The organism is Bradyrhizobium sp. GW821-FHT13H05 (genome assembly GCF_058804065.1).
This window is the reverse complement of record NZ_JBXAPO010000011.1, coordinates 1-17566: the sequence shown is the minus strand read 5'-3', so window position 1 is coordinate 17566 and position 17566 is coordinate 1. Positions and strand designations below refer to the sequence as shown.

Genomic DNA, 17566 nt, shown 5'->3' with positions numbered 1-17566 from the left:
AATGACGGCGGAGAAAGTGTGCCCAGTCGAAGGCTACGTCGACGCGAGCTTCGGCCGGCCGTAGATCGCATCCGCCCGCTTCTCAAACGCCGTTGAGAACCGTGCAAACGCGGCATCGAACATCGAGCCCATCAGCATCGCCAGCATGCGGCTCCTGAACTCATAGGCGAGGAAGAAGCCGACGTCGCAGACGCCATTGCCCTCCTCCTGGCTTTTGGGCTCGAAGGTCCAGCGGTTTTCGAGGTTGCTGAAGGGACCTTGCAGATACTCGACCAGGATTTTCAGATTGGCGCGATCGAGCGTCACCCGGCTGGTGAAGGATTCCTTCACCAGCTTGAACGACACCGTCATGTCGGCGACCAGCACCTCGGTGCCGTCGGGCTTTTCCATGCGCTGGCGCACCTTGAGCGCGCTGCACAGCGGCACAAATTCCGGGTAGCGCTCGACGTCGGCGACCAGATCAAACATCTTGGGTGCGCTGTGATTGACACGGCGCTTGCTCGAAAATTTTGGCATAGCGTTCAGCGGGCAGTCGCGGCCCGTGCGGCCTTCAGTCTCGCGAAATCCTCGCCGGCGTGATGCGACGAGCGGGTGAGCGGGCTCGCCGACACCATCAGGAAGCCCTTGGTGTAGGCGACCTTTTCGTAAGAGCTGAACTCGTCCGGCGGCACGTAGCGCATCACCGCATGGTGCTTGCGGGTCGGCTGGAGATATTGCCCGATTGTCAGGAAGTCGACGTCGGCCGAGCGCAGATCGTCCATCACCTGCTGCACCTCGTGGCGCTCCTCGCCGAGCCCGACCATGATGCCGGACTTGGTGAAGATGGTGGGATCGAGCTCCTTGACCCGCTGCAGCAGCCGGATCGAGTGAAAATAGCGCGCGCCGGGCCGCACCGTCAGATAGCGCGATGGCACGGTCTCGAGATTGTGGTTGAACACGTCGGGCCTCGCCGCAACGACGACCTCCAGCGCGCCCTCCTTGCGCAGGAAGTCCGGCGTCAGGATCTCGATCGTGGTCGAGGGGCACGCGGCCCGGATCGCGCGGATGGTCTGGGCAAAATGCTCGGCGCCGCCGTCGGCGAGATCGTCACGGTCCACCGAGGTGATGACGACGTGGGCAAGGCCCAGCTTGGCCACGGCCTCGGCAACATTCTCAGGCTCGGCTGCATCCAGCGCGTTCGGCATGCCGGTCTTGACGTTGCAGAAGGCGCAGGCCCGGGTGCAGGTGTCACCCATGATCATGAAGGTGGCGTGCTTCTTGTCCCAGCACTCGCCGATGTTCGGGCAGCCCGCCTCCTCGCACACCGTGTGCAGGCCATTGGCGCGCACGATGTTGCGGGTGTCGGCATAGCCGCGGGTGTTGGGCGCGCGCACACGGATCCAGTCCGGCTTCGGCGGCGAAGCGGAATCGGGGCGATTCACCTTTTCGGGGTGGCGCGGGCGCAGCGGGTTCGTGATGGTATCGACAATAACGACCATGGGGTATCCGGTCTGTTCAGGTCCTACCTAGTCGGTCTGGCCCGGCATCGCAACCCGGCTCGCCCCGCTTCAGGGAACATGGCAGATATGGGCAATATCCTGCTCTGTTCTCAAGCGATTCTCACCTCGAATGGCTCCAAACTCGAAGACCTCTCCACAACGGCTCGGCAAGGCCCTGAAGCGCAGCTTTTTCGGCCGCGGCGTCCGCGAGGTCGCCCACGACCTGATCGGCGCGACTATGCTGGTCGATGGCGTCGGCGGTCTTATCGTCGAGGTCGAGGCCTATCATCATACCGAGGCTGCCGCGCACTCCTATAACGGCCCGACGCCGCGGAACCAGGTCATGTTCGGCCCGCCCGGCTTCGCCTATGTCTACCGCTCCTACGGCATCCACTGGTGCGTCAACTTCGTCTGCGAGGCGGAAGGCTCGGCCGCCGCCGTGCTGATCCGCGCGCTGGAGCCGACGCATGGTTTGGCCGCGATGCGGCGGCGGCGCCACGCAGTCGATGTGCGTGCGTTATGCTCGGGCCCGGGCAAGCTGACCGAGGCGCTCGGCATCACCATCGCGCACAACACCCTGCCCCTCGACCGGCCGCCTATCGCGCTGCATGCGCGGACCGAGGATGTGGAGGTGGCAACCGGCGTCCGGATCGGCATCACCAAGGCGGTCGAGCTGCCCTGGCGCTATGGCGTCAGGGGCTCGAAATTCCTCAGCAAGCCGTTTCCGAAGTAGTTGTCGTTCCGGAGCGCGTCGAAGACGCGAACCCGGAACCTCGAGATTCCGGGTTCGATGCTGCGCATCGCCCCGGAATGACAGCGTGGCTACGAGGCCTGCTTCAGCCGCTCCAGCGCCTCCAGCAGCTTGGCCTTGCGGGCCAGCGCCGCCTCACGCTTTTCGCGCTCCTCCTCGACGACTTCTTCGGCCGCGTTGGCGACGAACTTTTCGTTCGCGAGCTTGGATTCGGCGCGCTTGATGTCGGCCTCCGCCTTGCCGATCTCCTTGTCGAGACGGGTGCGCTCGGCGGCAACATCGACGATGCCCTTCAGGGGCAACGCAGCCACCTCGCCGCGCACGAGCAGCTGGACCGCTCCGTCGGGTGCGCTGTCGGTGAAGGAGATCTCGGACAAGCGCGCCATCCGCTTGACGACGTCAGTCCAGCGCGGGGCACGCTCCCTGGTCTCGGCCGAGGCGCCCACGAGCACCAGTGCGGTCAGCGTCGCCGGCGCAATGTTCATCTCGGCGCGCACCGAGCGGATCTGGGTGACGAGGTCGATCACCCAGCCAATCTCGGCTTCCGCCTTGGGATCGCTGAAATCGGCATGGTCGAAGATCGGCATGATCAGCGCCGGCGAGATCAGCGGATCGGTCGGGCCGGCGGCCGCCGCGAGCATCGCCAGTTGCTCCGGCGTCGGCTCGGACGACTTCAGCGGCCACTCTGCCAGCGCGAGCAGGCCGTCGCGTTTGGCCGTCACCTCCCACAGCTCTTCGGTGATGAAGGGCATGAAGGGGTGCAGCAGCTTCAGGATCTCGTCGCGCGCCCAGGCCACCATGGCGCGGGTCTCTGCCTTGAGCGGGCCATCCGCGCCGAGGAGCGCAGGTTTTGCGAGTTCGACGTACCAGTCACAATAGATGTTCAGGACGAACCGATACATCGCACTCGCGGCTTCGTTGAAGCTATGCGCTTCAAGTGCCTCCGTCACCTCGCGCGTGGCCTCCGCAGACTTGTGCGCGATCCAGCGATTCAGCGGCTCCTTGGCCTTCGCCGGCTCAAAACCTTCCGGAACGACGCAGTCGTTCATCTCGGCGAAGCGGCAGGAATTCCACAGCTTGGTCGCGAAATTGCGATTGATCTCGACCAGCTGCGACGACAGCTTGATATCATGCGTGTGCGCTGCCTCGCGTGCCAGTGCGAAGCGAAGAGCGTCGGCACCGTACTCGTCGATCAGGTTGAGCGGATCGATGACGTTGCCTTTCGACTTCGACATCTTCGCGCCCTTCTCGTCACGGACGAGGCGGTGGATGTAGACCGTCGAGAACGGCGCCTCCTTCATGAAGTGAAGGCCCATCATCATCATGCGGGCGACCCAGAAGAAGATGATGTCCCAGCCTGTGACCAGCACATTGGTCGGATAATAGCGCTTCACCTCCGGCGCATCTTCGGGCCAGCCGAGCGTCGAGAACGGCCACAGTGCCGAGGAGAACCAGGTATCGAGCACGTCCTCGTCACGCGTGATGAAGCATTCGCGCTTGTTGCGGTCGAGCGCCATCTCGCGGCCCTGCTCGGCCGTGATGACCTCCTGCTCGACGTAATAGCCGAGCGCGTGGCTGACAGCCTCTTCCTCGGTCTCGGCGACGAACACCTTGCCATCCGGACCATACCAGGCCGGGATCTGATGGCCCCACCAGAGCTGGCGCGAGATGCACCACGGCTGGATGTTCTCCATCCACTCGAAATAGGTCTTTTCCCAGTTCTTCGGCACGAAGGTCGTTTCGCCCGAACGCACCGCTGCGATCGCGGGTTTTGCCAGCGTCTTGGCGTCGACGTACCACTGGTCGGTCAGGTACGGCTCGATCACGCTGTTGGAGCGGTCGCCATGGGGCACCATGTGGGTATGCGGCTCGATCCGCTCGACGAAGCCGAACGATTCCAGCCGCTCGACGATGCGCTTGCGCGCCGCGAAGCGGTCGACCTTGTTGAACTCCTCGGCGAATTGCGAGGCGCCTTCGGGCAGGCCTCGCAGGTAATCCTCGTTGTCGACGAGATCGAGGCAGCCTTCCTTGTCGAGCACGCTGATGCGGCGCAGGCCATGGCGATTGCCGACCTCGAAGTCGTTGAAGTCGTGCGCCGGCGTCACCTTGACCGCGCCCGAGCCCTTCTCCGGATCGGAATACTCGTCGGCGACGATCTTGATCTTGCGGCCGACCAGCGGCAGGACGACGTTCTTGCCGACCAGCTTCTGATAGCGCTCGTCCTCGGGATGCACGGCCACGCCGGTATCACCGAGCATGGTCTCGGGCCGCGTGGTGGCGACGACGATAAAGGTCGAGGCATCCTCAGGGTTGAAAATCTTGCCCTCGATCGGATAGCGCAGATACCAGAGGTTGCCCTTGACCTCGGTCTGCTGCACTTCGAGATCGGAGATTGCGGTGAGCAGCTTGGTGTCCCAGTTGACCAGCCGCTTGTCCTTGTAGATCAGGCCGTCGCGGTGCAGCTCGACGAACACCTTGACGACGGCCTTCGAGAGGCCCTCGTCCATAGTGAAGCGCTCGCGTGACCAGTCGCAGGACGCGCCGAGGCGCTTGAGCTGGTTGATGATGGTGTCGCCGCTCTCGGCTTTCCACTGCCAGACCCGCTCCAGGAACTTCTCGCGGCCCATCTCGCGGCGGCCGGGCTGCTGGCGCTCCATCAGCTGCCGCTCGACCACCATCTGGGTGGCGATGCCGGCATGGTCGGTGCCGGGTTGCCACAGCACGTCGCGGCCGCGCATCCGCTCGAACCGGCACAGGATATCCTGGAGCGTGTTGTTGAGGGCGTGGCCCATATGCAGCGAGCCCGTCACGTTCGGCGGCGGGATCACAATGGTAAAGGGCACCGCGTCGCGGCGGTCGGGGCGGCCGGCCTTGAAGGCAAGGCTGTCCTCCCACACGACGGACATGCGGGCTTCGATATCGGCGGGCTGGTAATTTTTCTCGATCATGGGGTCGCTAGAAAGCCGCGCGCGGGGGGCAAGTCAACGAAAAGGTCAGCGGCAAACGGGCTTTCCGGCCCGGTTGGCAGACCGAATGTGACGCACAAGCAGGGCTTTATGAGGGCTCAGTGGCCCGCTCTACCTGCCGCCGCGCGAGACCCGCTCGATTTCGGCCTTCACGATGCGTTCAACCAGACCCGGCAAATTGTCGTCGAGCCAGGATTTCAGCATCGGGCGCAGCATCTCCTTGACCAGATCCTCCAGCGTCCGCGCGTTGCTGCTGAGCACCGTATGGGCCAGGGAGTTAAAGGCGGATTCGACGGCGGAGACCGTCGTCTGCGCCAGGATCGGCTGCTGCGGCGGCAGCGGCGGGTCATCGAAGTCCACCGGCGCGTAAGACGGCGGCGGCGGCGCCGGGCGCGGCGGCGGCGATTCGGCGAATTCGAGATCGTCGCGCGGCTCGACCCTGCGGAAGCTCGGCGGCGGAGGAGCCGGCGTCGGGTCGACCGCCATCTCGTCGGTCAATTCGAGCACATCGGGTTCAGGCTCGGGCTCCGGCTCAGGCGCACGGACCTCCGGTGCAGGCGTGGCAGCGTCGAGCCCGGCCAGCAGCGCGTCGATATCGTCCTGATTATTGGATGCATCCGCCGCAGGCGCCGGTGGCGCTGGAGCCGGCTTTGCAGCCGGCGGCGGTGCGGGCTTCTCGGCGGCAGGCTTGGCGGCAGCAACCTTGGAGGGCGGGATGTCGTTCATCGCCTGTGGCTTTGGTGCAGGCGCGGCGGGCGCTGGCGCGGGCTTTGCGGCCTCGGCCGGCGGCGGCTTGGCCTCATCGTCGGCAATGATGCGCCGGATCGAGGCCAGAATCTCCTCCATCGAGGGTTCTGTGACCTTTGCAGGCTGCGTCATCTCCGACTCCACATCATCAACGCCCTCGCATGCGTTGTTTTACACCAAGCACGACAGGATTGGCCGGTTCCGCAACGGACGCCCCGACATTTTCGCCGCGGCAGCCCGACTTGTCCCCAGATCACGGCTCAACGTGCGGCGGTGCGCCCCTGCCCTCGGCACTCAAGCTTTACGCACACGACATCGGATGCAGGGCGAATCGACCCGCATCTTCTTGGCAAGGCTATGTCAGGGATTTTGACGATTGCAAGCAAAGCACCGGTCAGCCTCGGCTGTTTGCGAGGCCGACCGGTTGACTACGGGACTTCAGCGCCCGTCAGGCGTGCGCACGCCGGCCCAGCTGTCGCGGATCTGCTGGTAGTGCACGCTGGGATCGTAGACCGTGGTGTTGAGACCGAGCACCTGCGGTGCGAGACGGCCAACTGCGTTGAGCACCGAATAGGACGCAACCACGCGATCATGCTGCGCGGTCACCAGAGCAACGCGGGCGTTGACCAGCGCCTGCTGGGCGTTGAGCACGTCGAGGGTGGTGCGCTGTCCGGCCTTGGCCTCTTCGCGCACACCGTTCAGCGCGATCTCGGAGGCCGTGACCTGTGCCTGTGCGGACTGCACCTGCGCCTTGCCGGCTTCCAGCTGGCCCCAGGCCTGCACCACGTTGGCGCGGGTCTGATCGCGGGTGGTTTCGAGATTCAGGCGCTGTTGCGCCAGGTTCTCTTTCGATTGGCGGATCAGCGCATATTCAGCGCCGCCCTGATAGATCGGCACGGAGGCGGTCGCGATGGCGGAAGCGGTCGTCGTCCGGAAGACCGTCAGGCTCTGCTGGTACGCCTGGGTGATGCCGGCCTGGACCGTGACCGTCGGCAGCAGCGCGCCTTCGTTGATCTTGACCTGGAGATAGTTGACGTCGATGCCGTACATCGAAGCCGTGACGTTGGGGTTCTCCACCAGGCTGAGATTGACGGCGGATGCGATCGTCCCGGGCAGGAAACGATCGACCGGCGAGCCCGGGGCAAGATTCGTCGGCTCGTTGCCGATGATCCGGCGGAAGTTCGCCCGCGTCGTGGTGAGATTCGATTCGGCGGTCAGCGCCTGCGTCCTGCCGGCAGCGAGCTGGGCTTCGGATTGCGCCACGTCCGTGCGGGTGACTTCGCCGACATTGAAACGATCGCGCGTTTGCTTCAGCGTCTGCTCGAGAACGCGCACGTTGCTGCGCTGAACTTCGAGCGTCGCCGCATCACGCAGGTAATCCATGTAGCTCGTGGCAGCCTGCAGCAGGACCGTCTGCTCGAGCACGCGCAGCGCCTCGCGGGATCCGGAGACCTGGCTCTCAGCCACGCGCGTTCTGTTGGCGGTCTGATTGCCGTTGTAGAGCGTCTGGTTGATGGTCAGGCTGGCGCTGTTGGGGTTAAGCGGCGGGTCGCTATGGATCGGCAGGCCCTTCTGTGCCTGTTGGATATCCTGATACTGAGACCCGGAGCTGAGGGTCACATTGACCTTGGGGCGATAGCCCGACAGCGCCTGCGGCACGTTCTCGTCGGTCGAGCGCACCTGTGCTCGCTGCGCGTTGAGCTGCGGATTGTTCTGATAGGCGCGCACCAAGGCGGCCTCGATCGTATCCGCCAAGGCAGGCGTAGGCCCCGCAAGCGCCAGCAACAGGACCGAAACCGCAGCTCCGGTGAAGAGCTTCACCCCATGCATCCCAAAAATTCCGTTCATTCTAGCGCCCGGCTCGTGCCCGCGAGCTGGGTTACCGTCTACCACTGGAGTCGTTGCCCCGCCGCAACATAGGACGCGGTCAAGCGCGACGGAACTACCTGAGAGTAGTTCCCGGTGGAAACTCTTCACGTGCAGCATCCCGGCCACACTTCTGATTCAGAACGGGATTTTAACAGGCTTTGGGCCGTCAGAAGACGAAGGCGGCGGCCCGTTCCAGCCCGGGAAGCACCGGGGCAGCGGCATCGAACAGCGCCCGATGGCCGAATTCGCCATGGGTGTGGGTCACGATCATGGCCCGCGGCGGCCTGGATTCGGCAGATACCCCCACCAGGCGCCCGCCGTCCTTGAGCTGCCCGAGCAGCCCCTCCGGCGTCAACTCGGTAGCGCCATTGAGGATGATCACGTCATAGGGCGCGGCAGATGCATCGCCCGCGGTGCAGGCAGCGGCCTTGCAGGTGACGTTGGTGAGCCCGAGGCTGGCGAAGGCGTCCTTGGCCTTCGCGACCAGGGCCGAATCACATTCCGTCGCGGTGACCTGGCGCGCGATCTTCGCGGCCAGCGCGGCGAGGTACCCCGTAGCGCAGCCGACCACCAGCACGCTGTCGCCCTCGCCGATTTCGGCGGCCTGAAGCAGCTTGCCGGTCAGCTGCGGCTTGATCAGGAACCGCTTGGCGCCGCCCTCGCTGACATCGAGATCGAGGTCGAGATAGGCCAAGGCCTGCCGGCTGGCCGGCACGAAGGCCTCGCGCGGAATACTGAGCATGGCGTCGAGAATACGGCGATCGGTGACGTCATTGGTGCGCACCTGGCCATCGACCATTTTGAGGCGCGCGGTCGAGAAACCGGACATTGGCGGACCCTGAAATGCGGACGATGCCGCTGCGATAAGTTGGCGGCATCTTTGGAACATGCCCGGCCAAAACGCAACATGGCCGTTGGCCTCTGCAGGCCAACGCATTCGCAACTCACCGCATCGAGGGGAAGGACTATTCGATCGTCACCGCAAGGCGGCCGATCAGGGCCGCGACCTCGTCCAGCCGCGCCGAATCGGGCGTCTCGACCGCACGCTTCAGGCAGGCGAGGCATTCGTCGTCGCTAAGCTCGGGAACGTCGGCCGGCAGAATCGAGGGAGCCAGCTGGGCACGGTCGATCTGGATGTGGGGCATTGGAATCAGCTCCGTAAAAATCCGGCAGTTGCGAAGCTCAATTTGAATTAAGTCGATTTGGTGCCGTCCGCCCGGGGGCGAAGCCGCGCTCGTACACATCTGCTTGAATGCGATTCTGCTGCTTGAATGCGATTCTGCGGTGGATTGAGCGGAGTGGGGTTGAGAGCCTGCTCAAACGACATCGCACGTCACATCAGGACGCGCCTGCAAGCCACTGAATTTACGGTGAAATTTGGCTCCCCGGGCTGGATTCGAACCAGCGACCATCCGATTAACAGTCGGATGCTCTACCGCTGAGCTACCGAGGAAAAGGCGAACCGTTCGTTCGCGCGCGGCTGCGTATAACAAAGCCGCTTGCGCTTGCAAAGGACGAATTCGTCATCTTCCGCAACGCATCTGAGGAAGGGCCCTGCGGCCCCTCCTCCGGCCGTGAGCGCCAAAATTATTCGGCGATGAAGGACGTGGTCTTGGTGCCGGGATCGTAGCGCAGCCGCAGCGCGGTGATCTTGCAGAGGTTGACGTTCTTCCACAGCACGGACTCGTCGTAGTTCTGCCAGTCGACGCGGATGTTCCAGACGCAGCCCTCGTCGTCCTCGTCGAACTCGACATAGGTGGTCGCCTGGTTCTGCAAAACCTTGTCGAGCTCGTTGTCCCACTCGTCGAGGCCATCGTCCGGAGCATTGAAGCCCAGGAATTTGATGGCATAGCCGGTTTCGTTGACGACGTTGACGTTGCGGGCGTCGGCCGCGAAGGACGGCGCTGCGGCGATCGCTAGACCGATCGCGAGTAGTCCGGAGAGAAAATACTTCATTTGAAAATCCCCGATCGAAAGAGGCTCCGGCGCCTGGCGTCGATCGGCGCAGGCGCCGCGGCAACAAATGGCGTTGCCTCAGAGATTCGTCCGAAGCACGATCGAAAGGTTCAACACGCGATCGACCGTCGCTCCGGAGTTGTGCGCGACGCGAGACGCGCACGGGGATTTCTTATCGATTCGAATTCTCCGCAGCAATGAACCGGCATTCATAGATCGGCGGAGTTTGTTTTCTCCGGCGCGGGCACGGCTGCCGGCGGGACCGCCGCGCCGTTGGCCTTTCCGGTGACGGCGCCGACCAGCGCCTTCACCGGATCATCGCCCGGCGCAAAACCGCTCTGGCGCAGGATCTCGTCGATCATCGGACGCAGCGCATGCACCTTGAGCAGCTCGCCGGCGAGCCCCTCGCCGAAGCCGACATTGCCGCCGCCGGCGCCATTACCGCCGAACGCACCGCCGGTGTGCAGGATGCGAACGTCCTTGAGGTTTCCGATCGGCTTGACCATCTCGGCCAACGCCGAGGGCATGGTCTCGATCCGCTTCTTGGCGAGCTCGAAATCGATGACGTTGGCGCCGAGCTTGTTCTGCGCCTCGTTCTTGAGCGTGATGATTGCGGCCTCGGCCTCGCCGATATTCCTGACACCGACGGCCTTGATCTTGTTGGACTCGGCTTCCGCCGTCGCCAGCGTCTTGGTGGCCTCGGCGCGGTCGAGCGCCGCCTTCTTCTCGGCTTCGGCCGCCACGATCACCTCGGTCGATTTGCGCTCGGCCTCGGTGCGCGCGGCGAGCACCTGGGTGAGACGGGCACGATCGGCGACCTCGACGGCACGCGCCGTCACGACCTTTTCCTCCGCGGAAACGGCGAGTGCCTCGGCGGTCTTGGCTTCGGCGACGGCTTCCGAGGTCTGCTTGCTCTTGGAGGCGATCTGGATCTCGTTCTCCTGCGTGGCGATCTGGATCTCGCGCTGCGCGTCGGTCTTGCGCTTGTTGATGGCGAGATCCGACTCGATCACCGCGGTTTCCTTGACCTGCTTTGCGCCCGCCTCCTTCTCGGCAACCGCGCGGTCGGTATCGATGCGGGCGTTCTCCTCGGTCAGGCGCGCGGTCTGGGTCGCCGTTGCAACCTCAGCGCGGGTGCTCGCGGTCTTGTTGGCGATGTCGCGTTCCTGGGAGAGCTCGGCCTCTTTCTTGGTGCGTTCGATGGTCAGCGTCTGCTGCCGCGCCTCAAGATCCTTTTGCGCAATCGCCACCTCGTTGTCGCGCACGATCGAGTTGCGGTCGCGCCGGCGCGTCTCGGTGACGGTCTTAAGCTGGGTCAGACCTTCGGCATCGAAAAAGTTTTCCGGATTGAAGAATTTGACGTCGGTCTGGTCGAGTTTTGTCAATGACACCGATTCCAGCTCGAGACCGTTCGACTTGACGTCGGACTCGACCGTCGCCTGCACGTGCTTGACGAAATCGCTGCGCTTCTCCTGCAGCTCCAGGATGGACATGGTGGCCGCCACCGAACGCAGGCCGTCGACGAATTTTGCCTCGACCTGGTTGCGCAGGGCTTCGGCATCATTCGTCAGCGCGCCCAGCGTCTGGCTGGCGAGCGCAATGCTTTCATCGTCGGGGCGGACGCGGACGTAGAACTCGGCGACGATGTCGACGCGCAGGCGGTCCTTGGTGATCAGGGATTCCCGCTCCTTGCGCTCGACGGTGAGCCGCAGCGTCTTCAGATTGACGCTGGCATAGGAGTGGAAGATCGGCAGGATCATGGCGCCGCCGTCGAGCACGACCTTCTTGCCGCCGAGGCCGGTGCGCACGAAGGCCTCATCGCGGGTGGCGCGCTTGTAGAGGATGGTGAAGACGATCCCGAGGACGACGATCAGCGCGACGCCGATCATGGCCGGGACTGCGATGTCGAACATGACTTTCTCCGCTAATGAGCTGGGCTGGCTAACTGCTTAGAGTCGGCTTGGACCGTTTGAGTTCATCGTCGGCCTTGACCGCCACGAAGCGCGTGTCGACGCGATCGACCAGGAGGACGAGGGTTCCCTGCGGCAGGGGCGATGATGACGGCGCGGCAACCGCCCAGACGAAATGGCGGTTGCCATGGATATCGGCGACGCTGACGCGGCCGGGCGGGCCCTGGTCGAGTGGGCCGACCACGACCTCACCGACGCGGCCGACGAGATCGCCGAGGCCGATGGCGTAACTCTCATCTTTGGGAATGACCCGCGCGATAGTCCTGCTGGCGACGCGAACCAAAGGCACCGACACGACGACCGCCCCGACCGAGGCAAGCGCTGCCGGCAACGGACCGGCGACCATCCGCGCGACGTCCTGGATCAGGAAGCCGGTGATGGAGAAAGCGCCGAGCACCAGCAGCAGGAAGATCAGCAGCGGCACACCGCCGACATTGATCCAGGAAATGGCGTTGATGACGCCATTGTCGCTGGGATGACCGAAATCGATGTTGGTGCCGAGCATCTCGCTCAGCGAGGCCCCGACCAGCATCGAGACCACCTCGATCGAGCCGACGATGACGATCATGGCCGCCGCGATCGCGAACGGCCTGACCTCCGGCGACAAGACGTGTTCGAGCAATGCGCTCATGACACACGACTCAGGAGCGCGACTTCAACCGAGCCAACCTCGCTGCAATCTCCTTGTCGCGATGCAACGTGCTGAGCTCGTCGATGTCGCTGGAATACGGAATCGCTGCGGGAACGCCGGTGGCGCGCGCCACCACCCTGCCCGCACGCAACGCCTTCGCCGCCGCCGAGGCGCCACCCTGTTTCCGGGGCGACGTCGAGGCCTGATGGCTTGCGGCTGCTTCGCTCTTTGCAAGATCAGCGCGGCGCTGCTCGGCATCCTGCAATGCCGACAGCACGGCGCGCAGCGAGGTGACGCACTGTTCGATCTTCTCGTTGTTCTCGTCGATGGCGCGGGAGAGCACCTCGAACTGCGCCTCCAGATCCATCTGTCGTGCGATGCCGGCGCGGGCGAGATCGTCGCGCCCGTCGGTGACCGCGCCCTCGATCTTGGCGGCGAGATCGGTCATCTCGCGCTCGATCTCGCTACGCCTGGCATTGAGCCGGTACTCCTCGGCCCGCGCGGACGCGAGCGCATCGCGCGCCTCCGCCTCGGCGCGTTCGATCTCACGGATGGCCTGTCCGACCACCCCGAGCTTGTTGTTGCCCTCCGCCTGCTCGATCGCATCATAGGCGATCCCGGCGATCAGGCGCCCGACCCGGGACAGGAAGTTGTCGGGGGCGGCAGCGATGGTATCCATGGCGTTCTCCTCCTCTGGCAGACTGTTCGGCGTGACGCCGTAGTGAACTTCGAAACCGTCGTCGGTTCGGATCAGGTGCGCGGGCGCGCTCTGTCCCCAGCCCTCGGCGTAACCGACATAGTCGAAGGGCACGCTGAAGCGCCCCTGCACGGTGGAAATCGAAATGGTGGCGGGGCCCTTGATCTTGGCGAGCTTGTCGTCGAGCGGCAGGCGGCGGCCCTGCGCTGCGCGATAATCGGCGCGGTCGCGCAGGCCCAGCGTCACCAGGCGCGACGGCAGCGCGGTTTCTTTCCGGATGGGATCATAGGCATGGGCGTGCAGCAGGACGACGTTGGAACCGACGTTATGGCTCCGCGCGACCTCGTCCAGGATCTCCATCATACGGTCATAGGCCCTGAACGTCGCCTCCATGGCGGCCTTGGCGGCCGGGTCAGGGGCAAGCCTGTAACGCAGCGCGGACTGCGCGTTTCGGGGCGACTGGCTCATGGAAAGCACTAAAGCACCATTTTGGTGCTTTAGGAAGAGGAGGTACGATCACGTTCCACTGATCCTTATGCACTCTGGAGGTTAGTCGTTGGCGCGGGGGGCCGCGTTCAAGCCGGGTGATCACCTCTGGATCACCGCCGATCAAGACTTCTTGCACGCGCGGGGGGGCAATTTGAGGTCAAAGTGCGAGCGATCGCACGACATTCAATTTGCGACACACCGCTCTCTCCACGTCATTGCGAGGAGCTCTTGCGACGAAGCAATCCAGAGTCTTTCCGTCGAGGGATTCTGGATTGCTTCGCTGCGCTCGCAATGACGGAGTGTGCGGCAACGCCGCTCTTCGTCAATTCGAATCTCGACGCGCAGACGCACCTATGCATCCTCGCGGCGTGGTTCGCCCGAGCTTTGCTTCATCGCGACACCCTCCGATGTCAGAGGGCGCAGGGAAGACCGGGTGCCGGCCGGGCACCCACGGTCCACTGTGCGAAACGTGTGCTTGGAAAAGCTGCACAGCGGCATACAGGTGAAGCCAAACATCCGGCCTTCCCTGCGCAGTGGTTTGACGGCTTATGCCGAGCTCTCCCCGGGGAGCGTTGCACTATTGCCCCCGTCGCCTTGCCGATGGCTGATGCGCGTGCCCGGTCGGGCCGCCACATCACTGCAAGACTTGGCGCACCACCCCGGGCGCCAGGACGACACGGTTTTGCCGTACGCAGATCACACCGGTCGTGTGCGCGACGTCCTTCGCTCACGGTTGCCCGCCCTGCGAAACCCTTCGCGCCGATGCAACTCACGTCCACCGCAGCTCACCCCGCGTTCGTGACGATCGCGATACGCCCCTCTGACAGGGGTGAGGTGGCGCATGAATACGCCAAAGCCGAATTTCGGTAAAGTGGAATATTTTCGCGTGCGCGGATTGACCCGTTATTTGTGTGTTTTGCCCGACAGGCAACACAAGGTCTCGTAGCCCGGATGGAGCGAAGCGTAATCCGGGAATCGTGCCCGTGGAAAAGAGGCCCCGGATTGCGCTTCGCTCCATCCGGGCAACGGGCTATCGCCTCACGGCCGCCGGCACACCAAGTCGATCTCGATCAGCGCATCATAGGCAAGCCCGGTGACACCGACACAGGTGCGGGCCGGCAGGCGATCGGGCGGAAAGAACGTGCGGTAGGTCTCGTTCATCGTCGCGTAGTCTTCCTTGAAGCGTGTCAGATAGATCCGCGTCATCACGACGTGCTCGAGGCTGAGATCGAGGCCGGCGAGAACCACCTTCAGATTCTCCATCACGGCCCGCGTCTGCGCGACGATGCCGTCGGGCAGCACGCCTGGGGTTTGCGGCGTGTCCGGCATCTGGCCGGTGACGAAGATGAAGCCATCGGTTTCGACGGCGTGGCTGAAGGGCGCGACCGGCTTCGGTCCGCCGCTGATCATGTGGAATTTCACGAAATCTGTCCTTGTTAAGTCGCGTCCTGAAACAGACGCTTGCTGAGGATGGCGTGGACGCCCCAATTGCCGTCAACCACCTGCGTGACGCCGAAATCGACGGCGGCCGACATCAGTGCGATCGCCTCGTCTTCGCTAAGGCCCTTCACGTTCATCAGAAAGCGCCGCATCTTGCGGAAGGCGTCCTTCATGGCCAGGTCGAGCGAAGACTTTGCGTAGACCTCGCTCTGGCCCTGTGCGCCAAACTCGGCGAGGTAGTTGGGATGGCTGAAGCCGGTCAGCACCCAGTCGGTCGCGGTCTCGATCAGGGGATAGGAGAGATCGGCAAACGGCTGCCCGGCGAGGTCCGCCTTCTTGTGCAGGATGACCTCGAACGTCCCCGTCATCGAACATTCGATCGCGGTGCCGCTCAATTCGCCATCGCCTTGCGTGGCGTGGGGATCGCCGACCGACAGCAACGCGCCGGGCACCGAGACCGGAAGATAGACGGTCGCCCCCTTCCCCAGCCGCCAATTGTCGAGATTGCCGCCGAAATAGGATGGCGGCACGGAGTCGATGAAATCGACCTCGCGCGGCGCCACCGCAATCACGCCGAAATGCGGACGCAAGGGAATGCGGATGCCGTCGAGCACGGCGTGGCGGCGCTTCACCGCGCCGGGCAAGACAGGAATGCCGGGATAGTCGTAAGTGGGGTGCACGACACCGAACGGATCGGTTTGCGGCTCCCAGCGATAGGAATAGAGCGCGCGGGCGTGCGGCGCATCGGCGTCGTCGAAGATTTCGTAGATCGTCACGACCTCGCGTGGCTTCGGCCCCGACAGAAACTCATCGTAATGATAGCCCCACCAGGCCGCGACAGAGGAGCCGAACACGCGGCCTGCATGTTTCGGATGACGGCTCGCGCGCGGCACGATGTCGAGGATCCGCACTTCCAGCACGTCGCCAGGCTGGGCATCCTTCACTGCCACGGGTCCCGTGCAGATGTGCACGCCAAAGCCTTCGCCGGCGCCGCGACCAAATACGCTGGCATCCATCGGGCCGGCGCCGCGGCGATCCACGTTCTTTCTCGCCTTGGTCCAGCCGAACACGCTTTCGGCGGCCGCATCGCCGGCGATCATCAGTTCGGGGTCGTCGGAGGCATGCTGCGTCAGCGTTTCGATGGTGATGGTATCGCCCGAGGTGATCTCGAGCTGTGGCTGTAACGAGCGGCTGAAATAGCCCCAGTGAACACGGTTGGCCTCGATCGGAAGATGATGGTGCCTGCGTTCGGCCGTGCTCGGCTCATCGGCGTCAGTACGGGAGACATTGCTGCGCGCCTCCACGCCCGCCTGATGCACGCGAAGCTGAGCCAGCGCCTCCTGCGGCCAGCCGCGCTGACCGGTGATCCCGTGCTGCGTCGTCGCCCGTTCCGCCTCCTGCTGGCGAAACTCGCGCGGCGGCAGGCCGAAGCGGTGGCGGAAGGCGCGGCTGAAATGGGCGGAATCGCCAAAGCCGTAAGCGTAGGCAATTTCCGAGATCGAGCGATGCGCTTCGGTCGGGTTGGAGAGATCAGCCCAGGCGCGCTGGAGCCGCCGTTCGCGGACGTAGTGAGTAAAGTTGTCGCCGACCGTCTCGAACAGTTTTTGCAGATAGCGCTCGGAAATCCCTTCCGCCTGCGCAACGCGCGCGGGCACCAGTTCGGGATCGTCGAGGCGGCGCTCGATGGTCTGGCAGATTCGGTGCAGCAGCGCGGCTTGCGTCGCACTCGATCCGGCATCGGATGTCGAGGCCGCCAATTGATGCGCGAGTGTCAGGAGCAGATCGACCAGCGACTGCGCGACCGAATTCCATTCGGCATCGCTCAACGTATCGAGCGTGCGCGCGGTGGCGTCCAGCAGGCGCGAGAACACATCGGCAAAACCGCTGGGTGGAACAACGCGGGGCTCGCCGAGCCGCGGCCTGCCCGAGAGGCGTCCGTGCAGAGCTTCCGACGTCACCGACAGCACGACGGCGCGCATGTCACGCTGGAACACGATGCTCCAGTCCCCGCTCCGCGGCAGCAGCACGAGATGGCCGACCGGAACGATGCGGTGGCCGCCGGCGCTCTTCAGCACCATGCCGTCCTCGATTGGCATCAGGGCGATCGGAATATCTTCGCTGGATTGCGAGAGCGGACCGATGGTCTGCGCGCCCGCGGCCATGCGCGTCAGCGCGACGCCCGCGGCATGGCGATGCGATGCGGTTGCATGTCCGTCAAGGAAGGGATGGCCGGTCGCCGGTTGCAGGCCCACCGCAGCCAACACGTCCCGCCAGGCTTCGGGGCGGTCGTCTTGCGCGTAGGACTCGCTCGTGAACGGCCGGAAGCTCATCGGATCAACCCAGATTGCAGTTGATCGAAGCAACCTCTGTGCCAGACGAACGCGGTCATCCGTCGCGGCGACGGGCCGCAAGTGAGGTTCGGTGGTCACGCGTTCATCCGGGAAATGGACTTTCCTTCAGAGTGTTAGACCCCGATGTCTGCATCAAGCACGCTGCGTAGATGGGGTAACGGGCCCCCCGGCCTTCCATCCAAGCCGCGCTCGCTACGGCGCAATTTGATGGCGCGCGTCGC

At 64.2% G+C, this 17566-nt stretch carries 14 protein-coding genes and 1 tRNA gene; 1 reads left to right on the top strand and 14 read right to left on the bottom strand.

What is annotated here, in order from left to right; genetic code table 11:
- Positions 1 to 33: 33 nt before the first annotated feature.
- Together AC1RR3_RS27425 and lipA are read right to left on the bottom strand one after the other, a co-directional pair.
- Complete coding sequence (locus tag AC1RR3_RS27425) at positions 34 to 516, bottom strand: type II toxin-antitoxin system RatA family toxin (protein ID WP_492826494.1); 483 nt, start codon at positions 514 to 516, stop codon at positions 34 to 36.
- A 5-nt stretch (positions 517 to 521) separates the two neighbouring features.
- Complete coding sequence (lipA, locus tag AC1RR3_RS27420; protein WP_492826492.1) at positions 522 to 1478, bottom strand: lipoyl synthase; 957 nt, start codon at positions 1476 to 1478, stop codon at positions 522 to 524.
- Positions 1479 to 1608: 130 nt separating this feature from the next.
- Here lipA and AC1RR3_RS27415 point away from each other — a divergent pair, with 130 nt between their 5' ends.
- The gene (locus tag AC1RR3_RS27415) at positions 1609 to 2211 is read left to right on the top strand and encodes a DNA-3-methyladenine glycosylase (protein ID WP_492826490.1); all 603 of its coding nucleotides are present in this window, start codon (positions 1609 to 1611) and stop codon (positions 2209 to 2211) included.
- 89 nt (positions 2212 to 2300) lie between these two features.
- Here the strand turns inward: AC1RR3_RS27415 and AC1RR3_RS27410 are convergent, their stop codons facing one another.
- The 12 genes from AC1RR3_RS27410 to AC1RR3_RS27355 form a co-directional block, all read right to left on the bottom strand.
- Complete coding sequence (locus tag AC1RR3_RS27410; protein ID WP_492826489.1) at positions 2301 to 5177, bottom strand: valine--tRNA ligase; 2877 nt, start codon at positions 5175 to 5177, stop codon at positions 2301 to 2303.
- A 129-nt stretch (positions 5178 to 5306) separates the two neighbouring features.
- The gene (locus AC1RR3_RS27405) at positions 5307 to 6074 is read right to left on the bottom strand and encodes a PopZ family protein (RefSeq protein ID WP_492826487.1); all 768 of its coding nucleotides are present in this window, start codon (positions 6072 to 6074) and stop codon (positions 5307 to 5309) included.
- Positions 6075 to 6380: 306 nt separating this feature from the next.
- Positions 6381 to 7772, bottom strand: a complete 1392-nt coding sequence (locus AC1RR3_RS27400) for a TolC family outer membrane protein (protein ID WP_492826485.1) — start codon at positions 7770 to 7772, stop codon at positions 6381 to 6383.
- A 205-nt stretch (positions 7773 to 7977) separates the two neighbouring features.
- Positions 7978 to 8640, bottom strand: coding sequence for a protein-L-isoaspartate O-methyltransferase family protein (locus AC1RR3_RS27395; RefSeq protein WP_492826483.1), 663 nt, complete (start codon positions 8638 to 8640; stop codon positions 7978 to 7980).
- Between the two features lie 136 nt (positions 8641 to 8776).
- On the bottom strand, positions 8777 to 8956 hold the full coding sequence (locus tag AC1RR3_RS27390; RefSeq protein ID WP_492826481.1) for a hypothetical protein: 180 nt from the start codon (positions 8954 to 8956) through the stop codon (positions 8777 to 8779).
- Positions 8957 to 9189: 233 nt separating this feature from the next.
- Positions 9190 to 9264: transfer RNA gene (locus AC1RR3_RS27385), tRNA-Asn, on the bottom strand.
- 134 nt (positions 9265 to 9398) lie between these two features.
- Positions 9399 to 9767, bottom strand: a complete 369-nt coding sequence (locus AC1RR3_RS27380) for a hypothetical protein (RefSeq protein WP_492826479.1) — start codon at positions 9765 to 9767, stop codon at positions 9399 to 9401.
- A gap of 209 nt (positions 9768 to 9976) precedes the next feature.
- Complete coding sequence (locus AC1RR3_RS27375) at positions 9977 to 11680, bottom strand: flotillin family protein (protein ID WP_492826477.1); 1704 nt, start codon at positions 11678 to 11680, stop codon at positions 9977 to 9979.
- Positions 11681 to 11708: 28 nt separating this feature from the next.
- Entirely contained in the window at positions 11709 to 12368 is a 660-nt protein-coding gene (locus AC1RR3_RS27370; protein WP_492826475.1) for an OB-fold-containig protein, read from the bottom strand.
- Between the two features lie 10 nt (positions 12369 to 12378).
- Positions 12379 to 13542, bottom strand: a complete 1164-nt coding sequence (locus AC1RR3_RS27365; protein WP_492826473.1) for a PspA/IM30 family protein — start codon at positions 13540 to 13542, stop codon at positions 12379 to 12381.
- Between the two features lie 1050 nt (positions 13543 to 14592).
- Positions 14593 to 14976 (bottom strand): RidA family protein, encoded by a 384-nt coding sequence (locus tag AC1RR3_RS27360; protein WP_492826471.1) that lies wholly within the window; start codon positions 14974 to 14976, stop codon positions 14593 to 14595.
- A gap of 14 nt (positions 14977 to 14990) precedes the next feature.
- Entirely contained in the window at positions 14991 to 17324 is a 2334-nt protein-coding gene (locus tag AC1RR3_RS27355; protein ID WP_492826469.1) for an acetamidase/formamidase family protein, read from the bottom strand.
- Between the last annotated feature and the right edge of the window lie 242 nt (positions 17325 to 17566).